A 20,158-nucleotide genomic window follows, 5' to 3' on the forward strand; every position below is an offset into this window, starting at 1 on the left:
TCATTCCTCTCCCTTCGGCCTAATAGAGAGCCAGCTGCCTCATGGCGTCCATTACTTTATCTTTATTCAGCATAAAAAACTTCTCGCCCGGCGGGTTAATTGGCATCGCCGGCACATCCGGTCCGCAAAGCCGCATAATCGGCGCATCCAGTTCATACAGCAGCTCTTCGGCAATAATGGCCGCCACTTCAGCGCCAACGCCGCCCGTTTTGTTGTCTTCATGGACGATCAGCACTTTGCCGGTGCGGCGAACCGCTTCCAGAATGGCTTCCTTATCCAGCGGCTGCAACGTACGCAAATCGAGAATATGCGCGCTGATCCCTTCTTTGGCCAGTTCGGCGGCAGCCTGCTCGATAAACAGAAGCGGCATACTGTAGCCGATCACCGTAATGTCGTCTCCTTCACGGAGTACATTCGCTTTGCCGATCGGCACGATATAATCATCTTCCGGCACTTCGCCCGTGACGAGCTTATAACCTTTTTTGTTCTCGAAATAAAGAACCGGATCCGGGTCTCGGACGGCTGCCTTCAGCAGGCCTTTGGCGTCATACGGACGGTATGGCGCTACGATTTTCAGCCCTGGCGTGCCAAAAAACACCGACTCCGGGCATTGTGAGTGGTATAAGCCGCCAAAGATGCCGCCGCCAATCGGTGCGCGGATCACAACGGGACAGCTCCAGTCATTATTGGAGCGGTAACGGATTTTGGCCGCTTCGCTGATGATTTGGTTTGTAGCCGGGAACATAAAATCCGAATATTGCATTTCGGCAATCGGCTTCATCCCGTACATGGCTGCTCCAATCGCCACACCGGCAATCGCCGACTCCGCGAGCGGCGTATCCAGAGCGCGATATTCACCAAACTGCTCCATCAGCCCTTTGGTAGTCGTAAACACGCCGCCTTTAACGCCAACATCTTCGCCTAGAACAAAAACGTCCTCGTCCCGTTCCATCTCTTCCCGCATTGCAGAGCGGATCGCTTCGATATATTCCATTACTGCCATTATCGTTTCCCTCCTTGCGGAGCATCATCAGCGTATACATGGTAAAGCGTCGACTCCGGTTCCGGGAACGGCGCATGATCCGCGTAAGTGGTCGCTTCGTCGACAGCCGCGCGCAGTTCGGCCAGCAGCTGGTTGTCAAGCTCCTCGTTCCATAAGCCGCACTCTTCCAAATAATTACGATACTTCACAATGCCGTCCTTGGCGCGATGCTCATCCACTTCTTCTTTCGTCCGGTAAGCCATATCGTTGTCGGAAGTGGAATGCGGCGATACGCGGTATACCATGGCTTCAATCAAGGTTGGCCCTTCGCCGGCAATCGCACGTTCACGGGCTTCCTTCACGGCGCGGAACACTTCCAGCGCATCGTTGCCGTCTACCTGGTAACCCGGGAAGCCGTAACCAAGCGCACGGTCGGCTACGCGGCCGCCAAGCTGCTTGCTTACCGGTACCGAAATGGCGTACTGATTATTTTCGCACATCAGAATAACCGGCAGCTTATGTACGCCAGCAAAGTTGCAGCCTTCATGGAAGTCGCCTTGGTTGCTTGAGCCTTCGCCAAAAGTCACGAAGCTGACCAGCTTCTGCTGCTTCATCTTGGCCGCAAGCGCGATTCCAACAGCGTGAGGCACCTGGGTTGTCACCGGGCTGGAGCCCGTTACAATCCGAAGCTTCTTATGGCCGAAGTGACCCGGCATCTGCCGTCCGCCGCTGTTTGGATCCTCCGCTTTTGCAAAAACCGAAAGCATCAGCTCTTTTAACGTCATGCCAACCGACAGCGTAAACGCGTAATCCCGGTAATACGGCAGAAAATAGTCGTTATCCTTATCCAGTGCGAATGCAGCCGCTACCTGAGCGACCTCTTGGCCAACTCCGGAAACATGGAAATTGATTTTGCCCGCGCGCTGCAGCAGCAGCACACGCTCATCAAATTTGCGTCCCATTTGCATAATTTTGTACATTTCAATTGCTTTTTCATCAGAAAGACCTAATTCAGTATGCGGGAATACCCGCTTGGTGGAATTGATAGGGGTCATTAGGAACAGCCTCCTTTTAACCAAGTATTAAAACCAGGTACTAATACTTGCTCACACCTATTATACCCGCTTTTTGCTAAAAGGGAAACCTTCTCCCGGATTCCCGCTTCTAGAACGCTAACGACTTGCCATCAACCGCCAGCATCGCTTCGCCAAGCGCCTCCGACAGCGTTGGATGCGGGTGAATCGTCTGCCCGACCTCCCATGGGGTAGCATCCAGCACCGAGGCAAGCGCACCTTCCGCGATCATGTCGGTCGCATGACCGCCAATGATATGAATTCCCAGCAAATCGTTGGTTTCACGGTCGGCGATGACTTTTACGAATCCTTCCGGATGGCCGGTAATGACCGCTTTGCCAATAGCCTGAAACGGAATTTTGCCTGTCTTAATATCATAGCCTTTGGAAAGTGCCGCTTCTTCCGTTAAACCGTAGGAAGCGATTTCCGGGCGCGAATAAATGCAGCGCGGAATCAGATGATGCGGCACCTGTGAAGGCCGGCCGCCCAGCAAATGGTCAACAGCATTGATGCCTTCATGCGCTGCAGCATGAGCCAGCTGAACGCCGCCAATTACGTCGCCAATCGCATAAATATGCGGTTCATTCGTTTGCCCGTATTCATTCACCTGAATAAACCCGCCGGAAGTGCGGATATCCGTATTCTCAAGGCCGATGCCTTCAATGTTGGCCATGCGCCCAACCGACAACAGCATTTGCGCAGCCGTCAGCTGGACGCGACCTTCCGGTAAGGTTGCGCTAATTTCAACTTCTCCCTCATCGCCAGTTCGATATGTATCTGTATGCAGCTGGGCGCTGGTCACAATCCGTACGCCGCGTTTGCGCAGCGATTTCGCAATCTCGGCCGAAACCTCGGTATCTTCGCCGGGCAATAGCCGCGTGCCGGCTTCAACAATCGTTACTTCCACGCCAAAATCATGCAGCAGCGACGCCCATTCCACGCCGATTACACCGCCGCCTATGATTAGCATGGAGGAAGGCAGCTTATCCAGCTTAAGCGCATCATCACTTGTTAAAATATGCTTGCCGTCCGGCGTCAGCCCTGGGAGCGAACGCGGCCTGGAGCCTGTTGCAATAATAAGATTAGCGGACACGACCGATTCCATCTCACCGTCCGGCAGTTCAACCGCCAGCGACCCGCTGCGCGGCGAAAAAATCGACGGCCCGATAATTCGGCCCCTGCCGTTAATGATTTGAATGCCATGTTTTTTCATAAGGCTTTGCAGCCCGCGGTACAGCTGGTCTACGGTTTTTTCCTTCCGCTGCTGCACGCCGCCGAAATTTAACGAAGCCGCCCCTTCGGCGATGTCGATGCCGTAAGCGGAAGCGTTCAACAGCGTTGCATACACCTCTGCGCTGCGCAAAAGCGATTTGCTTGGAATGCAGCCCCGGTGCAAGCAAGTTCCTCCGAGCTTGTCCATCTCCACGATAGCGACGCTTTTGCCCGCTTGAGCGGCACGGATTGCCGCCGTATACCCTCCCGGACCGCCTCCTAATACGGCTACATCTACTTCAATTGCCATGCTATGTCCCTCCAATAATAATAAGTCCAGTTATAATGACCATCTATCCTTATAGAACTCGGATACCCTCATCTCTTGTCTATCCCATTGTAACCTGTTTGCATACGTGTGGACAAACGCTATTCCGAAATAGACAGTGCGCCGCGGAAAAGGTATGATAGAAGAAATGTAAAATTCAGGACAAGGGGCAAAGACAGATGAAACTTGTTGTGGCAAGGTTTATTGCGATCCTGATATTAGCCATTCCCGGTTTAATTGCATGCATTGGATTTTTGAAAATGAAAGATGCTGTATTTTTCTATTTTTCCGACTTTGGCAATGATGCGGTAACGCCTCATTTTGCTTGGCTCAAGTTCATCCTTGGCTTCCTTATGTTTGGCGGCGGCGCCGGTTTTATTAGCGGATGGGTCTTTTTCCGCGACCGGAAGCGCAACTATGTCGCAACACGGTTCCGCGAAAAACGTCCTCGGCCTCCGAAGCCGCAAATGTAACAGATATGCGTGACAGCCGCCGTTATGGATCTGCGCCTCCAATCGTTATTTAACCATTGGAATGCAGCCGTTCATGAAACGAGCGGCTGTTTTTTATTGCTTCGGCATAAGGAGGAAAAGATACTGCAGCTTCATCCGCCCATCATTCCACAACGACGGCTTCAAACATACAGCAGCAAGAAACAAAAAAGCACAACCAAAGGCGGTTGTGCTTGTCGTAATAATAAAACTAACTCACTTTATGCTCAATCCGCAGCTTATCCGCTACCATCGCAATAAATTCGCTATTGGTTGGCTTCGACTTGCTGATGTTGATTGTGTAACCGAACAAGTGGCTGATGCTGTCGATATTGCCGCGTGTCCAAGCGACCTCAATCGCATGGCGGATGGCGCGCTCGACGCGGGAAGGTGTTGTTTTGAACTTCTCGGCAATTGCAGGATATAGGGTTTTTGTAATAGCACCCAAAATTTCAATATTGTTATAAACCATCGTAATGGCTTCACGCAAATATTGATATCCTTTAATATGCGCCGGCACTCCAATTTCATGAATAATACTTGTAATGTTGGCGTCCAAATTTTTGCCTTTTGCCATTGGGACCACATTGGATTTCAATGTGCTGGTTGTGCTTGCATTAAACGTAGCAGACGAAGAATACGTAGAATTGCCAACAAGCTGACGAATCCGGTTTGCCAATATTTCCATATCAAATGGCTTCAAAATATAATAAGATGCGCCAAGCTGAACTGCTTTTTGCGTAATATTTTCTTGGCCAAATGCCGTAAGCATAATAATTTTGGGCATTGGCTGCAAATTCATGTCTTTAATCCGTTCCAGAACACCTAATCCGTCCAAATGCGGCATAATAATATCGAGTATAAGAACATCTGGAATTCGTTTGGATTCCTCTAGATGCCTTAGAACTTCTTCACCGTTATAAGCTACACCGCTAATGTTCATATCACTTTGTTCGGATATGTATTCTGATAACAGGTTCGTAAACTCACGATTATCGTCCGCTAACAATACTTCAATTTTATGCAAGGTTTGGTCCTCCCTTAAGTAATATTCATGAATTCCCCTTCCCTCAGCTGTCTGCTAAACATTTTCGACATGTGCGGTTAAATTCCTTCTGTCGAAAATTATTTTTGTTTATCTTTTTACCAAAATCATTTATAATTTAAATTTATTTGCATTTTATGATAAAAAGCGAAACCGTTCGACAAATTATTAACAAAAAACCGCTTAAAAAGCTTGAAGCTTTTTAAGCGGTTTTTTTCCGTCTTGAATTATGCTGCAGTCTGCTTATGGTTGGAGTTCGCCGCCGGTGTAATTACACCGGCATCTTGCAGCATCCATTCAATGAAGCATCCATATCCGGAAGAAGGATCGTTTACAAATACATGTGTAACGGCCCCAACTAATTTACCTTGCTGAAGAATGGGGCTGCCGGACATGCCTTGCACAATACCGCCTGTTTTGCTTAATAATCTTTTATCTGTAATTCGAATGACCATTCCTTTAGTTGCAGGAACCTGCTGCTTGGACACATGGACAATTTCGATATCAAACCGTTCAACCTTCTGGCCGTTAATAACGGTTAAAATTTGAGCAGGTCCTTCCTTCACTTCTTCGGCAAATGCGACAGGTACGGCACGCTCGCTGTAGCTGTGCATAGGCTGCTCGTGCATTTTCCCGAATATCCCAAATGAAGTATTGCGCTCCACATTGCCTAACACTTTACTTTCCCGAATGATTTCGGCCCTTTTTGATCCGGGATCCCCATTTTGGCTTTTATTGATCGACGTTACATTGGATTGCAAAATTTCGCCTTGTCCCACCTCAATGGGCGTTTGCGTGTCCATATCGGTAATGACATGACCTAATGCGCCGTATACGCCGTGATCGGGAGCATAAAACGTTAATGTGCCCACTCCTGCTGCAGAATCACGGATATACAAGCCTAACCTCCATGCCCGGTCTTCATTATCATACTCCGGATACAGTTCGGTCAGCTGCAGTTTGCCATTGCGCTTAAAGGTAATGGCCAGCGGCTTTTTGGACAAACCGGCTTTCTCCACAATTTTACTTACTTTGCGAACTTCATGAATCGGAGTGCCGTCAATCTGGACAATGAGATCTCCGAGCCGCAGTCCCGCTTTTTCACCGGGCGAATGCTTTTCTCCTTCGCGGTTTGTAACTAAATGATGGCCTACAACCAAAATACCGGCAGATTTCACTTTAACGCCTATCGTTTGTCCGCCGGGTACAACTTTCAAATCTGGAACGACGTTCACTTTAATCGTTTTGAATGGAATCTTGCCAAATAATTTGACTTTCATGCTCGTCTCGCCGATGTGGTTGGGCTTTAACGATAACGGTTCGTTCAGGTTTACCGATAGTGATTGCCGCGCCGTCCCATTCACTTGCAGCATCTGGGGATCGACCTCAACCTCTGCGTGTACCGGAACTCCATAATGCAAGCGTTTCATTTGGCCTGAGAATAAACGTAGTTCATTCGGGAATGCGGCAAAATTTTGAAACGGGGCGGAGCTTCCGATCATACAGACGAGAAAAACGAGAACCAACCCTAACCATCGCTTCCGATTGGTGGAGTTCAATGATTTCACGCTCCCTGTATTCCGTCGCATGACGAAGTCATTTCGCCGTTGGCGTACCTTTAAGTTACCCCGCCCCAACTGTTTTATGACCGCAAAAACTTTCCCTGAATACCTCTCATTACGCTCCTTTTTTCCGATACGCCAAATCAAGCATTTCTTGTGCATGATGGCGGGTTTTTTCCGTCACTTCCACACCGCCGAGCATTCTTGCCAGTTCTTCAATCCGGTTATGGCTGATCAGTTCCTGGATGGAAGTCGATGTCCGCTGCTCTGTAACCTGCTTACGGATTTCATAATGATGGTCAGCCATGCATGCCACTTGAGGCAGATGTGTAATCGAAAAAATTTGGCATCTGGATGACAGCTGCGACATTTTCTCCGCAATCGCTTGCGCTGCCCGGCCGCTGACCCCCGTATCCACTTCATCAAAAACAAGCACTGGGATCTGGTCAATTTCAGCAAAAATGCTTTTCAGCGCGAGCATAATCCGGGACATTTCGCCGCCGGAAGCAATTTTATTAAGCGGCTTTAACGGCTCGCCGGGGTTGGTGGACAACATAAACACAGCCTCGTCGATACCGTTCGCATTAAGCTGCACGATGTTGTCTTCCTGCACACGTTTGGAATGATCGAGCTGAACCCGGAATTGCGTACTGCCCATTTGCAGGCTGCCAAGTTCGGATTCGATGGCTGCCGAAAGCTTTAATGCCGCATGAATCCGCATTTGCGACAGTTCTTCGGCTAACGCAATCGCCTTCTCGAACAAACGGTTTTCTTCCCCTTGCAGCCGCTCCAAATGCTCGTCGCGGTTTTCAATTTTATCCCGCTCTTCGATCGTGCGCTCCAAATAAGCTAAAATATCAGGAATCGTTTCGCCGTATTTCCGCTTCAAGCTGTTAATCAAATCAAGCCGGTCATCGATATAAGCTAATCGTTCTGGATCCGACTCAATGCCGTCCCGATAATCACGAAGCTGGTAAGCCGCATCCTCCGCTTGGTAAAAAGCCGATTGCAGCTGTTCCACCAAAGGGGAAAGGACGGACTCGTCATATTTCTGAACGTCTGACAGCTTTGTAATCGCTTTGCTGAGCGCGTCAAGAGCCTTGCCGTCATAAAGCAAGGAATACGCTTCCGATATGCTGTCCATTCGTTTACTTGCATACATTAGCTTGCGCTTCTCTTCCAGAAGCGATTCGTCTTCACCGACACGAAGCTGGGCGTTTGATATTTCCTCCACCTGAAAACGGAACAGATCCAGCATCTGCACATTATGGCGGGCAGACTCCTCCAATTCTCTCCGTTCGGCGCGCTTCGCCTGCAGTTCCGTGTAAATGCCTTTGTACACCCTCTTGTGCTTCAGCAAATCCTCGCCCGCAAACAGGTCGAGCCATTCCAAATGCTGCTCTGTCCGGAGCAGCGATTGATGTTCATGCTGGCCATGTATGTTGACCAGACATTCGCCGATATCCCTTAACATCGTCATCGTGACAAGCTGTCCGTTCACTCTGCTTGTGCTTTTGCCCGAAGCCGACAATTCCCTGCGAATAATAAGCATTTCATCGGAGGATGCATGTATGCCTAACTTATCTAATACGGACCATACCGGATGACCGGGCTTCACATCAAATACCGCTTCCATCTCGGCCTTGTCGCAGCCATAGCGGACAATGTCCGATGTTCCCCTGCCGCCTGCAATCAGGCTTAGTGCATCAATAATAATGGACTTTCCGGCTCCTGTTTCACCTGTCAACACATGAAATCCTTCATGGAACGAAACATGCACTTCTTCGATGACGGCCAAATTCCGAATCGATAACTCATGCAGCATAAATAAGCATCCCCCTATACGTCATGGCAATTACTAATCGACTTGCGACAGCAGCCGGTCCACAATCGTTTGGCTTTGCTCCTTGGAACGGCAAATAATCAAGATTGTGTCGTCGCCGCAAATCGTTCCCATAACCTCGCTCCACTCCATGTTGTCGATCAAAGCGCAAATCGTATTGGCTGTGCCCGGCAAACATTTCATGACAACCAGATTATCGGTATAATCAATATGTACAAAATGGTCAAGCAGCGCTCTCTTCAGCTTATTGGCCGGATTTAGCCGGGATTGATCCTGCGGCATCGAATATTTGTACGCACCGTCTCCTGTCGGCACTTTGATGAGCATCAGCTCCTTCATATCCCGGGAAACGGTAGCTTGTGTCACCTGCAGGCCGGCGGCGCGCAGAGCTTCCACAAGCTCTTCTTGCGTTTCAATATTTTGCGTCATTATTATTTCTCGAATTTTAAATTGACGAGCGTTTTTCATAAATATCCTCCCAAGCATAGCTATTCCGCAAACTGGAATGTAATCTTCCTTATTATTTGTTCCTTAACATCAACGAACAATACCCCGTCGCATTCGGGAAGCAGAAGCGAATAAACAAACAACCTGTCCCTCACGCCGCTGCCGGTCCAGTCCATCGGCATCCGATCGCGTGCCGTCTTTACGATATAGAGGCTGCCGTCCTGCTCGGCTATATAATCAATATACAGCCTGCTCTCCAGCAAATTTCCGTCGAGGCCGATCGTAATGGGAACCCGGTGTTTGCCGGACAGCACCTCATAACCTGCGGATTCAAGGAAAATAATATTCTCATCGTCCGGGCTCAGCTTTGCGCCCTTGCCCAGTGTGAGACGGTTCATGCCAAGCGGCTGATGCAGCCAGCGATAAAATACCCAAAGCAGCCAAAACACCAAAAGGCCGCCGGCTATCAGCATAATGAACCAGTCGCCGTATTTATTCACCTGATCAGCCCCTTATCTTAACAATGAGCTTCTTTTCTCATAGTTCGATACAGGATGGGCTTATTCCTGTTATAAACGGATAAAGCGAACGCTTGTTTGGTTTTTTAATTGTAACAAAAACCCATTCAAGCTGTAAAGAAAAAAATAAGGGGATCCTGCACTCGCTTTACAAGCAAGCAGCAGGTATCCCCCTAAGCCTTCTAGTTCGCTTTGCCAACCGTAAATGTATCGCCCGCCTGCCGAACAACATCCGTTATTGCTGCTTCATCATATCCCGGTTGTTGAGGTTCGTTCATCCAAGTCCAGTACGCCAAAAACTCAATGTTGCCCTCTCCGCCCGTAATCGGGGAAAAGGTTAACGCCTCAAGCTTATAGCCAAGCTGGCCGGCCGCGCCCAGCACATTGCGGAGCACTTCCTCATGCACTTTCGGATCGCGCACGACCCCTGATTTCCCGACCTTTTCCCTGCCGGCTTCAAACTGCGGTTTAATAAGCGCTACAATACCGGAGCCTGTTCGCAGCAATCGGGATAATGCGGGCAAAATGAGCTTCAGCGATATAAAAGATACATCGATCGATGCAAAAGTCGGCTCGGGGCCAACCAAATCGGAAGGCTGCGTATAACGGAAGTTGGTTCTTTCCATCACATGCACTCTGCTGTCCTGCCGGAGCGACCAATCCAGCTGGTTATAGCCTACGTCAATTGCATATACGTAAGATGCGCCATTCTGCAGGGCGCAGTCGGTAAAACCGCCGGTAGAAGCACCGATATCCAGCATAACCCGATCCTTCATATCAATTTGAAACAGCCGGATTGCCTTCTCCAGCTTTAACCCGCCGCGGCTGACATAGGGATGGACTGCGCCTTTTACTTTTATATCCGCGCTGCGATCCACCTTCATGCCGCTTTTGTCAACGGGCTCGTCATTCACAAGCACAAGGCCGGCCATTAACGCCGCTTTTGCCTTTACTCTGCTTTCGTAAAAACCGCGCTCCACCAAAAGCACGTCGATTCGTTCTTTAGTCGTTGTCATTTCTCTCCTGCAGCCGCCTGTTATTTGCCGGCACTGCGAATCATGCGGCGCGGAAGCATCGCTTTCAGCTCCGCTGCAACATGTTCGCCTGTAAGGCCAACTTGTTCACGTTGTTGTTTAATTGTTGCATGTTCCACAAATAGATCCGGAACGCCTATAATATGAACCGGCACGCCATAATAGCCGTTCATCGAATAAAACTCCAGTACCGCTCCGCCTAAACCGCCCAGCACCGAACTTTCCTCCAGCACGATAATCGGCTTGCCTTCTTCAGCCAGCCCGCGCAGCATCTCTTGGTCAAGCGGCTTAATGAAACGCGCATTGACAATTCTGGTCTGCAAGCCTTCCCGCTTCAGCATTTCCGCTGCTTCTTCGGCTACCTGCAGCATCGGTCCGATCGCAATAATAACCGCGGAATCGCCTTCGCGTACCGTTTCCCATTTGCCGATCGGGAGCGGTTCCATTTCGGGATCGATTTTGACGCCGACAGCGTTAATACGCGAGTAGCGCACTGCAATCGGGCCGTCATTATAGTCAACCGCCGTCTTCATCATACGGCGCAGCTCATTTTCGTCTTTTGGCATCATCAATACCAAATTCGGAATATGGCGTAAAAAGGCGATATCGTATACGCCTTGATGCGTTTCGCCGTCCGGACCAACAAACCCGGCGCGGTCAATCGCAAATATGACGTTCAGATTTTGGCGGCAAATATCATGCACGACCTGATCATATGCACGCTGCAAGAAGGTGGAGTACACCGCAAATACCGGCTTCATGCCCTCCATAGCCAGTGCAGCGGATAATGTCGCCGCATGCTGCTCTGCTATCCCGACGTCAATCATCCGGCCAGGATACAAATCCGCAAACTTAAACAAGCCGGAGCCTCCCGGCATCGCGGGCGTGATCGCAACGATCCGCTCATCCTTCGCCGCAAGCTCGATCAACGCCTCGCTGAATACTTCCGTGTACATAGGCGGTACTACGACCTTCATACCTTGGTTGCTTTCCAGCTTTGGACTGACGCCATGCCATTTGTACGAATCTTTCTCCGCGGGAGCATAACCTTTACCCTTTAAGGTCACGACATGAAGCAGAACCGGTCCGTTAATCGAATCGGCTTGTTTCAGCACTTCCAGCAGCTGCGAAAGATCATGGCCGTCAACCGGCCCCAAATAAGTTAAGCCAAACTGCTCGAATAATACGCCGTTAACGAGCAAATATTTAATGCTGTCTTTAACTCTGCTCGACATTTTGGCAAATTTGCCGCCGACAGCAGGTATTTTATTCAAAAATTGGCTGAGCTCCTCTTTCGCCTTCTGGTAATGCCGGTCTGAACGGATTCGCCCCAAATATTGATGGAGCGCGCCTACGTTTGGCGCAATCGACATCTCGTTATCATTCAGGATAACGATCATTTTCCGCTTTTCGTGCCCGATATGGTTCAGTGCTTCCAGCGCCATGCCGCCGGTCAAAGCGCCGTCGCCGATCATCGCGACGATGCGGTTATGCTCCCCCTTGAAATCGCGGGCCATAGCCATCCCCATCGCAGCGGACAAAGAAGTGCTGCTATGTCCGGCTTCCCATACGTCATGTTCGCTTTCGGCGCGTTTCACAAAGCCGCACAAACCATTTTGCTGGCGAAGCGTGTTGAAGTCATCTTTGCGTCCGGTCAATATTTTGTGAACATACGATTGATGACCGACGTCAAAAATAAACTTGTCATTCGGGCTGTCAAATAAATAATGCATGGCCAGCGTAAGCTCAACCACACCTAAGTTTGAAGATAAATGACCGCCGGTTACGGAAAGCTTCTCGATGAGAAACTGTCGGATTTCACCGGCCAACTGATCGAGTTGTTGAACGGTCAATCGTTTTAAATTTTTTGGACCGTTAATTTGATCTAGCAGCACGTTCCTTCCTCGCTTTCCGAAGCGGCAAAGCCGCTGTCCAATAAAACATCCCATGTGCTCATGTCTCTATTGTAACATAGGATCACTCGAATTCCATTCGATCATGCAGCGGCCTGCCACATTTCTCCTAATGATCGCGGTGAACCAAATAATCAGCAATTTCGAGCAGCTTGCCGGGAGCGGCCAGCTCCGCTTCCAATACAGCCGATTTCGCTTCTTGTGTCAAACGTTCCACAAGCGTGCGGCTTTCCTCGATCCCAAGCAAGTAAGGATAAGTGACCTTTTTCTGCTCAACATCGCTTTGCGTTTTTTTACCCAGCTTTTGAGCATCTCCGGTCAGATCGAGAATGTCATCCTGAATTTGAAAAGCAAGCCCGATATTGCGGCCGTACGCTTCCAAAAGCGCCAGCTGGCGGTCGTCGGCTTTCCCGACCCTTCCTCCGGCTTTCAATGAAAATACGATCAGATCGCTCGTTTTATGCAGATGAATGTATTCCAGCTCTTGCATGGTTGTAACGCCTTGCTCGCCGAGCATATCGGCAGCTTGCCCGCCGACCATCCCTCTCGCCCCTGCAAAGTAAGAAAGCTCTTCGCTAATATCAAGCGCTGCAGCTGCACTGATCCCGCCTGATCTTGCCGCTTGGGCAACGAGATAAAAAGCATGCGTAAGCAAGGAGTCGCCGGCCAGAATCGCCATCGCTTCGCCAAACACTTTATGGTTGGTCAGCTTGCCGCGACGGTAATCATCATTATCCATGGCCGGCAAATCATCGTGAATTAATGAATACGTATGAATGTACTCAATCGCACATGCGATCGGAATCGCAGCGTTTGCCGCCGCTTTGTCGCCGCCTACGGCTTCTGCTGCCGCCAGTACGAACGAAGGCCGCAGTCGTTTGCCGCCTGCTTCAAGCGAATACGCCATCGCATCGCGCAGCGGCTGCGGCACATCCCACGACGCCGGCAAGGCGCGCGTAAGCTCTGCTTCTACTTTGGCGGCAAGCTCCGCCAAATACGTTCGAATTCCCGCAAATTGGTCGTCCATTATTCACCTTTATCCTCGTTTGCCGGCGCAAACGGTTTTTTCTGGAAACCTTGGTCGGTTTCAATCAGCATTTCGATTTTCCGTTCCACCTGGTCCAGCTTGCCTCCGCACAGTTGGGACAATCTCATGCCTTCCTGGAACAAATCAATCGCTTTCTCCAGCGGCACGTCTCCGCCTTCCAGCTGCGCGACAATTTCTTCCAGCTGCTCCATTGCCGCTTCAAAGCTCAAATCCTTTTTCCCTTCGTTCTCCACCGCTAACTTTCCCCTCTCATCGACCAGACATGGCATTCCAGCTGGCCGTCCATGAGTTTTACCTTTATCATATCGCCCGGTTGGACTTCCTGAATCGTCTTGATCAGCCGCTTCTCTTTTTCATCATATACAAGGCTGTATCCTCGTGACATGATTTTCAAAGGGCTTAACGCGTCAAGCTGCTTCATCGTGCCTATCAACTGCAGCCGGTTATGTTTCACGCGAGCCAGCATCGCCTGCTCCAGCCGCCGGCTCGCCGCCTGCAGCCGATTTGCGGAAAATGCCGCTTTTTCACCGGGATGGTTGCCCGACAACTGCGCATGCAGCTTGGCCAGCGATGTACGGTTCCGCTCCATTTTACGGCGGGCAAGCCCGATTAGCTTCTCCTGCAAACGGTCAAGCCGTTCCGCCTGCTCCAGCAAATATTTGCGAGGGTGTATAAAATAAGGCGAACGCCGCACGGAAGCGAGCTGTTCGCGGCTGCTGCGCACGCGATGGCGAAGCGCATTCTCCATTCGGCTTCGCAGATGGGACAGTTGCTGCTGCAGCTCGAGCACATGCGGAACAGCCAGCTCAGCCGCTGCCGTTGGCGTCGCTGCCCGTAAATCAGCTGCAAAGTCCGCAATCGTGAAGTCCGTTTCATGTCCTACTGCGCTAATAACCGGAATGGCCGATGCCGCAATGCTCCGGGCTACCTTTTCTTCATTAAATGCCCAAAGCTCTTCCAGGGAACCACCGCCGCGTCCAACAATTAATACGTCCACTTCGCCAAAACGGTTCATCATTTCAATCGCTTTCACAATGGAAGGCGCCGCTTGCGTCCCCTGCACAAGCACCGGAACAACATAAACCGGGACAGCGGGGTGGCGCCGCTGCATCGTAATGATAATATCCCGTACGGCGGCTCCAGTCGGAGAAGTAATGACTCCAACCGCTTTCGGATATTTAGGAATAGGCCGTTTGCGTTCTGACGCAAACAGCCCTTCGGATTCCAGTTTTGCTTTCAGCTGCTCGTAAGCCAAATACAAGCTGCCGATGCCGTCCGGCTGCATAGCCGTCGCATAAAATTGATAATTGCCGTCCCGTTCGTAGACGGAAATATTCCCTCTGGCCATCACTTTGGTGCCTTCACGGGGAATAAAAGGCAAATGCTGATTATGGGAAGCGAACATAATGCACTTTAACCGACTGTCTTTATCCTTCAGCGTAAAATACATATGCCCGCTTGAGTGATGCGTAAAATTCGATATTTCCCCGCGCAGCCATACATCGCTGAGCAGCTGGTCCGAATCAAGCTTCATCCGGATATACCGGTTAATATCCTTAATAGAGAAAACACGCGGCTGTTCTGCCATTCGTATCGTTACACCCCGATTCCGTTAGCCCTCTTTGCTGCGGTAATCGTATTTTTCATCAGCATCGTAATGGTCATTGGACCAACGCCGCCCGGTACAGGCGTAATGTAACCCGCAGCATCCAGGCAATCCTCGTAATCTACATCGCCGCAAAGCTTGCCGTCCGGCAAGCGGTTAATACCTACGTCAATAACGACTGCGCCCGGCTTCACATAGGAGCGGCCGATCGCTTTCGGCTTGCCGATGGCAACGACCAAAATATCGGCTTGTCTTGCAAGCTCTTCCATGTTGGCCGTGCGGGAATGTGCAATCGTCACCGTTGCATTCTCGCGGAGAAGGAGCATGGCAACCGGCTTGCCTACAATATTGCTGCGTCCGATGACAACCGCATTTTTGCCGGCAATGTCCACTCCGCTCCGTTTGATCAGCTCAATTACGCCTGCAGGCGTGCAAGGCAGGAGGCTGTCGTCGCCAATCGACAGATTGCCGACGCTTTGCGGATGGAAGCCGTCCACATCCTTCTCTACGCGAATGGCATCGATTACAGCCTTTTCATTAATATGTTTCGGCAGCGGAAGCTGCACCAGAATACCGTTAATTGTGTCCTGGTTGTTCAGCTTGTCGATCAGAGCCAGCAGTTCTTGCTCCGTCGTATGTTCCGCAAGCCGGTGAACCTCGGAGTAAAAGCCAAGCTGTACGCATGCTTTTTCTTTCGAGCCTACATATACTTTCGATGCAGGGTCGTCGCCGACGAGAACAACAGCGAGGCCCGGGACAATCCCTTTGGCCAGAAGCTCCGCTGTTTCAGCTTTAATTTCCTCACGAATCATATCGGATATTTTTTTGCCTTCAATAATTTGTGCGCTCATTTCCCGCCCGCCCTTCTCTCCTATAGCTGTCGTTGACAAACCTGCTTTATTAGCGGCCTTCTTTTAATTGCTCCACGCCTTGAAGCAGCTTGCCAAGCACGCCGTTAACGAACTTGCCCGATTCATCGGTGCCAAAATGCTTGGCTAGTTCAATAGCTTCATTCGTAGCCGCTTTCGGCGGAACATCCTCACGGTACACAATTTCATAGCAGGCGAGGCGAAGAATTTGGCGGTCTACACGCGACAACCGGTCTACTTGCCAGCCTGTCAAAAACTGCTGAAGCATATCGTCAATCGCTTGTTTATTTTGGGTTACGCCTTGAACCAGTTCCTCAACAAACGATTCCGTTGCTTTAATTTCGGCAGGATCTGCACCAAGTTCATTATCTTGAACGCCTGCTTCCTCCATAATCATCCCGATTGCATCCGCACCGGAAACTTCCTCATTCATTTCCATTTGGTATAAGCTTGATACTGCAATTTCTCGACCTAATCTTCGTTTCATGGTACCTCCGCGGCATTGCCGTTGTAAATTAATGCGTTCTGCGTAAACTTACCGTAATCGAACGCGGCCTTATCCGGTAAAAAACCTATGGCCTCCTCCCTGCCCCGAACCTTCTTGGAGGCATTCCATCATCCGGAGTACGGAGGAGACCACAGGATCACTTGTAGAATCGGACCCTTTCCATTAACACGCTCCATAATTGCTGCAGCATGCGGAGAGGATCATTATGCAATTCTTTTTGCTTGCCGAACCAGTAGCCAATCGCCACAAGCAGTCCTACCATAAGCATATCCCAAAATCCGGCAAACAAATAAATAATGCCAAAAAACAGCCCGATAGCGGCACCGATCGTCCGTTTCCCGTAAGAAGTCCAGAACTCTTTCCACATCGGCTTCCCCACCTCTATTCTACCCGGCTTTTAGGAACAGTTGATTGAATAATGTTCGCGATAAAAACGGATACGTTCGTAACCGGAATTCCTGCTGTTTCTTCAACGTACTGCTTAACCGAACGCTGCATCTCTTCCGTCAGCGCCGGGATAGCCGTCTCGCCGTCCACCACAACGCGCAAAACAATGTCTAGCCCTGCATCCGCTGCGTGAATTCTAGCCCGGAGATCCTTTACGCCGCGCTGGCGGGAAGCCGCTTTAAGCGCCAAGTTCTCGATCGTATCAAGCGAAATTCGAATATCGCCAAAATCCGTATGCTGGTCAATAGACGGAGCAGAAGACGGACCGCTGCGATGCAAAGAAAAAATAAAAAAGCGCAAGCTGATCAGGAACAATACGATGCCGACTACGGTAATCGTAATTTGCGCAGGCTCTGTGCTGTAGAAGCTGCTTGCGGTTTCGTTGACGCCCGATTCCGTAATCCAGTCCAGCCCCAGGCAAACAAGCACCACGGCTAGAGCGCCCGCTATAATGCTGTAAATAAACAAGAGCAGCTTGTCTATTATTCGAATCACGCTTTATGCCTCCCGTCATCTCTCCGAATAAAAACCCCCTGCGCCGAGCGGCATGCCCATTCACGAGGGGGTTTATGAAAATGAAATGTTATTTCACGCGATTGCCTAACTCTTCTTCTTCCGGCTTATCGGCCGTTTTGAAATGAACATCATGGATATGTACGTTCACTTCCACAACCGTCAGGCCAGTCATCATTTCGATGGATCGTTTGACATTGCGTTGAATTTCCACAGCGATTTCAGGGATTTTATTGCCGTATTCCACGATGATGGATACATCGATGGCTGCTTCGCGTTGTCCGACCTCAACCTTGACACCCTTAGACAAGTTTTTCCGTCCAAGCAGTTCTACAATCCCGCCGGCAAAGCCGCCGCTCATACCTGCCACACCATCCACTTCGTCAGTAGCAAGCCCGGCAATAACCGCGATCACTTCCGGTGCAATTTGAATGGTACCGATGTCGGTTCTCTCATAGTCTGCAGCAATCGTACTCATAGCGATTAAACACCTCCCAAAAATTGCGCGTCCAGCCTTCTGCAGGCCGGATGATGAATCCGCAGCTTATTTCTATACTATATCATCCGGCTAGGATTATGACAAACAGTTGCTAGCTGTCAAGACGAGCTGCCGGTCCCGCTTCCGGATCGTTCACATCATAGTCCTCCAGGAACTTGATATCGAACGTGCCTTGAACAAATTTCGGATGGTTCAGCAATTTTTGATGGAAAGGAATCGTCGTACGAATGCCTTCAATCGCAAACTCCGATAATGCGCGTTTCATACGTGCAATCGCTTCATCGCGGGTTGGTCCCCACACGATCAGTTTTGCAATCATCGAATCGTAATGCGGGGAGATCGTATATCCCGGATATACCGCACTGTCGACGCGGACACCGTTGCCGCCCGGAGCCAAATAGAACGGGATATGGCCCGGCGACGGCATAAAGCCGCGTTCCGAATCTTCCGCATTAATGCGGCATTCGATCGCCCAGCCGTTAATGTTCAGATCTTCCTGTGTAAACGACAACGGATTGCCTTCGGCTACCGAGATCATTTCTTTAATCAGGTCGATATTCGTAATCATTTCCGTCACGGGATGCTCAACCTGGATACGCGTATTCATTTCCATGAAATAGAAATTGCCGTCCGGTCCCAAAAGGAACTCCAGCGTACCTGCGCCGGCATAATTAACCGCTTTGGCAGCGCGAACTGCCGCTTGACCCATACGCTCGCGAAGCTGCGGCGTCATGACCGGGCACGGCGCTTCCTCAACCAGCTTCTGGCGGCGGCGCTGAACCGAGCAGTCGCGTTCGAACAGATGAACGGCATTGCCGTGTTTATCGGCCATAATTTGAATCTCGACATGCTTCATGCCGGTCAAATATTTTTCCAAATAAACGCCCGCATTGCCGAAAGCTTTTTCCGCTTCCTGCTGTGCGGTTGTAATTTGCTGAATAAGCGCTTCTTCATTCTCCGCAATGCGGATGCCGCGTCCGCCGCCGCCCGCAGTTGCTTTGATGATAACCGGATAACCGATGGAACGGGCAATCCGGACCGCTTCATCCAAATTCTCGATCAAGCCGTCCGAACCCGGAATAACCGGTACGTCAGCTTCCTTCATCGTTTGCTTGGCAACGGATTTGTCGCCCATACGGCTGATTGCCGTTGGGGACGGTCCGATAAATGTAATGTTGCAGGATTCGCAAATCTCCGCAAAATCGGCATTTTCCGAAAGGAAGCCATACCCCGGATGAATCGCGTCGCAGCCCGTAATGGTCGCTACGCTCATAATATTAGTCAAATTCAAATAGCTGTCCTTCGAAGCGGTAGGACCGATGCAATAAGCTTCGTCCGCCAGACGGACATGAAGCGATTCGCGGTCCGCTTCGGAATAAACAGCCACGGTCGAAATACCAAGCTCGCGGCAGGCGCGAATAATCCGAACGGCGATTTCACCGCGGTTGGCAATCAATATTTTCTGGAATTTCAATTGCTATAACCCCTTTCAAACGTAGTAGGACCCTATTCCGTTCTTACAAGGAAAAGCGGCTGGCCATACTCGACAAGCTGTCCGTTCTCAACGAGGATTTCAACGATTTCACCGCGAACTTCCGCTTCCAGCTCATTCATCAGCTTCATCGCTTCCAAAATACATACGACGCTTTTCTCATGGATACGGTCGCCTTCCTGAACGAATGGCGCCGCATCAGGCGAAGATGCACGATAGAACGTGCCGACCATCGGCGATACGATCGAATGCAGGTTTTCTTTCGCAGCAGTCTCTGCCGCCGGTGCTGCAGCTGGTGTTTGTACCGCAGCTGCTGCGGCTGGTGCAGGAATCGGTGCCGGTGCATATGTATGCGAGACTGGGGCCGATTGTACATTCACCACTTCAGTTTTGCCCGGTTTGCGGATCGACAGACGAGCCCCTTCATTTTCAATTTCCAGCTCATGAACGGAAGTCTGATCAACCAATTTGATCAATTCTTTAATCTCGCTCAATTTGAACATGAATAGTTTCACTCCTCAACATTTTACGCGCGTCAACGGCGCCGTTTGGTGAAGCCGGCATATCGGCTGCATCTTGCAGCGCGTTGTTAGATCAATCGCTGACCGTATTCTGCCAGTCTTTCGTATAACGTTAAATATTATAGCATAAACCGTTCACAACACGAATCTATTTTTTGGACATGCCTGCTTTCCCCATACATCCGCCTCCATAAACAAAAGGCCGGC

General features: G+C 50.2%; 21 protein-coding genes. 1 reads left to right on the top strand and 20 read right to left on the bottom strand.

The features are described from left to right. Positions 1-19 precede the first annotated feature (19 nt). From ET464_RS07270 to lpdA, 3 genes are all read right to left on the bottom strand, one after another. Complete coding sequence (locus tag ET464_RS07270) at positions 20-1,003, bottom strand: alpha-ketoacid dehydrogenase subunit beta (RefSeq protein ID WP_129439593.1); 984 nt, start codon at positions 1,001-1,003, stop codon at positions 20-22. Further along, entirely contained in the window at positions 1,003-2,037 is a 1,035-nt protein-coding gene (locus ET464_RS07275) for a thiamine pyrophosphate-dependent dehydrogenase E1 component subunit alpha (RefSeq protein ID WP_129439595.1), read from the bottom strand. Before ET464_RS07275 ends, ET464_RS07270 begins: the two co-directional genes overlap by 1 nt. A gap of 109 nt (positions 2,038-2,146) precedes the next feature. Beyond that, on the bottom strand, positions 2,147-3,577 hold the full coding sequence (lpdA, locus tag ET464_RS07280) for a dihydrolipoyl dehydrogenase (RefSeq protein WP_129439596.1): 1,431 nt from the start codon (positions 3,575-3,577) through the stop codon (positions 2,147-2,149). Positions 3,578-3,774: 197 nt separating this feature from the next. Here lpdA and ET464_RS07285 point away from each other — a divergent pair, with 197 nt between their 5' ends. Continuing rightward, positions 3,775-4,068, top strand: a complete 294-nt coding sequence (locus ET464_RS07285) for a DUF2627 domain-containing protein (RefSeq protein WP_129439598.1) — start codon at positions 3,775-3,777, stop codon at positions 4,066-4,068. 229 nt (positions 4,069-4,297) lie between these two features. On the opposite strand, the gene spo0A is transcribed toward ET464_RS07285, so the two are convergent. From spo0A to accB, 17 genes are all read right to left on the bottom strand, one after another. Then, entirely contained in the window at positions 4,298-5,113 is an 816-nt protein-coding gene (gene spo0A, locus ET464_RS07290) for a sporulation transcription factor Spo0A (RefSeq protein WP_129439600.1), read from the bottom strand. A gap of 245 nt (positions 5,114-5,358) precedes the next feature. Further along, positions 5,359-6,690: a SpoIVB peptidase gene (gene spoIVB / locus ET464_RS07295; RefSeq protein ID WP_208543905.1), complete on the bottom strand. Its 1,332-nt coding sequence runs from the start codon at positions 6,688-6,690 to the stop codon at positions 5,359-5,361. Between the two features lie 118 nt (positions 6,691-6,808). Beyond that, a complete protein-coding gene (recN, locus tag ET464_RS07300; RefSeq protein ID WP_129439604.1) occupies positions 6,809-8,518 on the bottom strand; it encodes a DNA repair protein RecN in 1,710 nt (569 codons plus the stop codon). A 33-nt stretch (positions 8,519-8,551) separates the two neighbouring features. Then, positions 8,552-9,004: a transcriptional regulator AhrC/ArgR gene (ahrC, locus tag ET464_RS07305; RefSeq protein ID WP_129439605.1), complete on the bottom strand. Its 453-nt coding sequence runs from the start codon at positions 9,002-9,004 to the stop codon at positions 8,552-8,554. A gap of 20 nt (positions 9,005-9,024) precedes the next feature. Then, positions 9,025-9,483, bottom strand: coding sequence for a hypothetical protein (locus tag ET464_RS07310; RefSeq protein ID WP_129439607.1), 459 nt, complete (start codon positions 9,481-9,483; stop codon positions 9,025-9,027). A gap of 200 nt (positions 9,484-9,683) precedes the next feature. Next, on the bottom strand, positions 9,684-10,517 hold the full coding sequence (locus tag ET464_RS07315) for a TlyA family RNA methyltransferase (RefSeq protein WP_129439615.1): 834 nt from the start codon (positions 10,515-10,517) through the stop codon (positions 9,684-9,686). 20 nt (positions 10,518-10,537) lie between these two features. Continuing rightward, complete coding sequence (gene dxs, locus ET464_RS07320) at positions 10,538-12,430, bottom strand: 1-deoxy-D-xylulose-5-phosphate synthase (protein ID WP_129439617.1); 1,893 nt, start codon at positions 12,428-12,430, stop codon at positions 10,538-10,540. Positions 12,431-12,557: 127 nt separating this feature from the next. Continuing rightward, positions 12,558-13,475: a polyprenyl synthetase family protein gene (locus tag ET464_RS07325; protein ID WP_129439619.1), complete on the bottom strand. Its 918-nt coding sequence runs from the start codon at positions 13,473-13,475 to the stop codon at positions 12,558-12,560. After that, a complete protein-coding gene (xseB, locus tag ET464_RS07330) occupies positions 13,475-13,687 on the bottom strand; it encodes an exodeoxyribonuclease VII small subunit (RefSeq protein ID WP_279630132.1) in 213 nt (70 codons plus the stop codon). Before xseB ends, ET464_RS07325 begins: the two co-directional genes overlap by 1 nt. A 44-nt stretch (positions 13,688-13,731) precedes the next feature. After that, positions 13,732-15,084, bottom strand: a complete 1,353-nt coding sequence (gene xseA, locus ET464_RS07335; protein ID WP_129439622.1) for an exodeoxyribonuclease VII large subunit — start codon at positions 15,082-15,084, stop codon at positions 13,732-13,734. 8 nt (positions 15,085-15,092) lie between these two features. Beyond that, entirely contained in the window at positions 15,093-15,953 is an 861-nt protein-coding gene (folD, locus tag ET464_RS07340) for a bifunctional methylenetetrahydrofolate dehydrogenase/methenyltetrahydrofolate cyclohydrolase FolD (protein ID WP_129439624.1), read from the bottom strand. A gap of 49 nt (positions 15,954-16,002) precedes the next feature. Then, positions 16,003-16,458 (bottom strand): transcription antitermination factor NusB, encoded by a 456-nt coding sequence (gene nusB, locus ET464_RS07345; protein WP_129439626.1) that lies wholly within the window; start codon positions 16,456-16,458, stop codon positions 16,003-16,005. 157 nt (positions 16,459-16,615) lie between these two features. Next, the gene (locus ET464_RS07350; RefSeq protein ID WP_129439628.1) at positions 16,616-16,846 is read right to left on the bottom strand and encodes a DUF2273 domain-containing protein; all 231 of its coding nucleotides are present in this window, start codon (positions 16,844-16,846) and stop codon (positions 16,616-16,618) included. A gap of 14 nt (positions 16,847-16,860) precedes the next feature. Next, complete coding sequence (gene amaP, locus ET464_RS07355) at positions 16,861-17,421, bottom strand: alkaline shock response membrane anchor protein AmaP (RefSeq protein ID WP_129439630.1); 561 nt, start codon at positions 17,419-17,421, stop codon at positions 16,861-16,863. 88 nt (positions 17,422-17,509) lie between these two features. After that, positions 17,510-17,917 (bottom strand): Asp23/Gls24 family envelope stress response protein, encoded by a 408-nt coding sequence (locus tag ET464_RS07360; RefSeq protein ID WP_129439632.1) that lies wholly within the window; start codon positions 17,915-17,917, stop codon positions 17,510-17,512. Positions 17,918-18,029: 112 nt separating this feature from the next. Then, a complete protein-coding gene (accC, locus tag ET464_RS07365; RefSeq protein ID WP_129439634.1) occupies positions 18,030-19,412 on the bottom strand; it encodes an acetyl-CoA carboxylase biotin carboxylase subunit in 1,383 nt (460 codons plus the stop codon). Between the two features lie 32 nt (positions 19,413-19,444). After that, complete coding sequence (gene accB, locus ET464_RS07370; RefSeq protein ID WP_129439636.1) at positions 19,445-19,933, bottom strand: acetyl-CoA carboxylase biotin carboxyl carrier protein; 489 nt, start codon at positions 19,931-19,933, stop codon at positions 19,445-19,447. Positions 19,934-20,158 lie beyond the last annotated feature (225 nt).

Origin of the sequence: Paenibacillus protaetiae, assembly GCF_004135365.1 — a bacterium.
Lineage (GTDB): Bacteria > Bacillota > Bacilli > Paenibacillales > Paenibacillaceae > Paenibacillus_AP > Paenibacillus_AP protaetiae.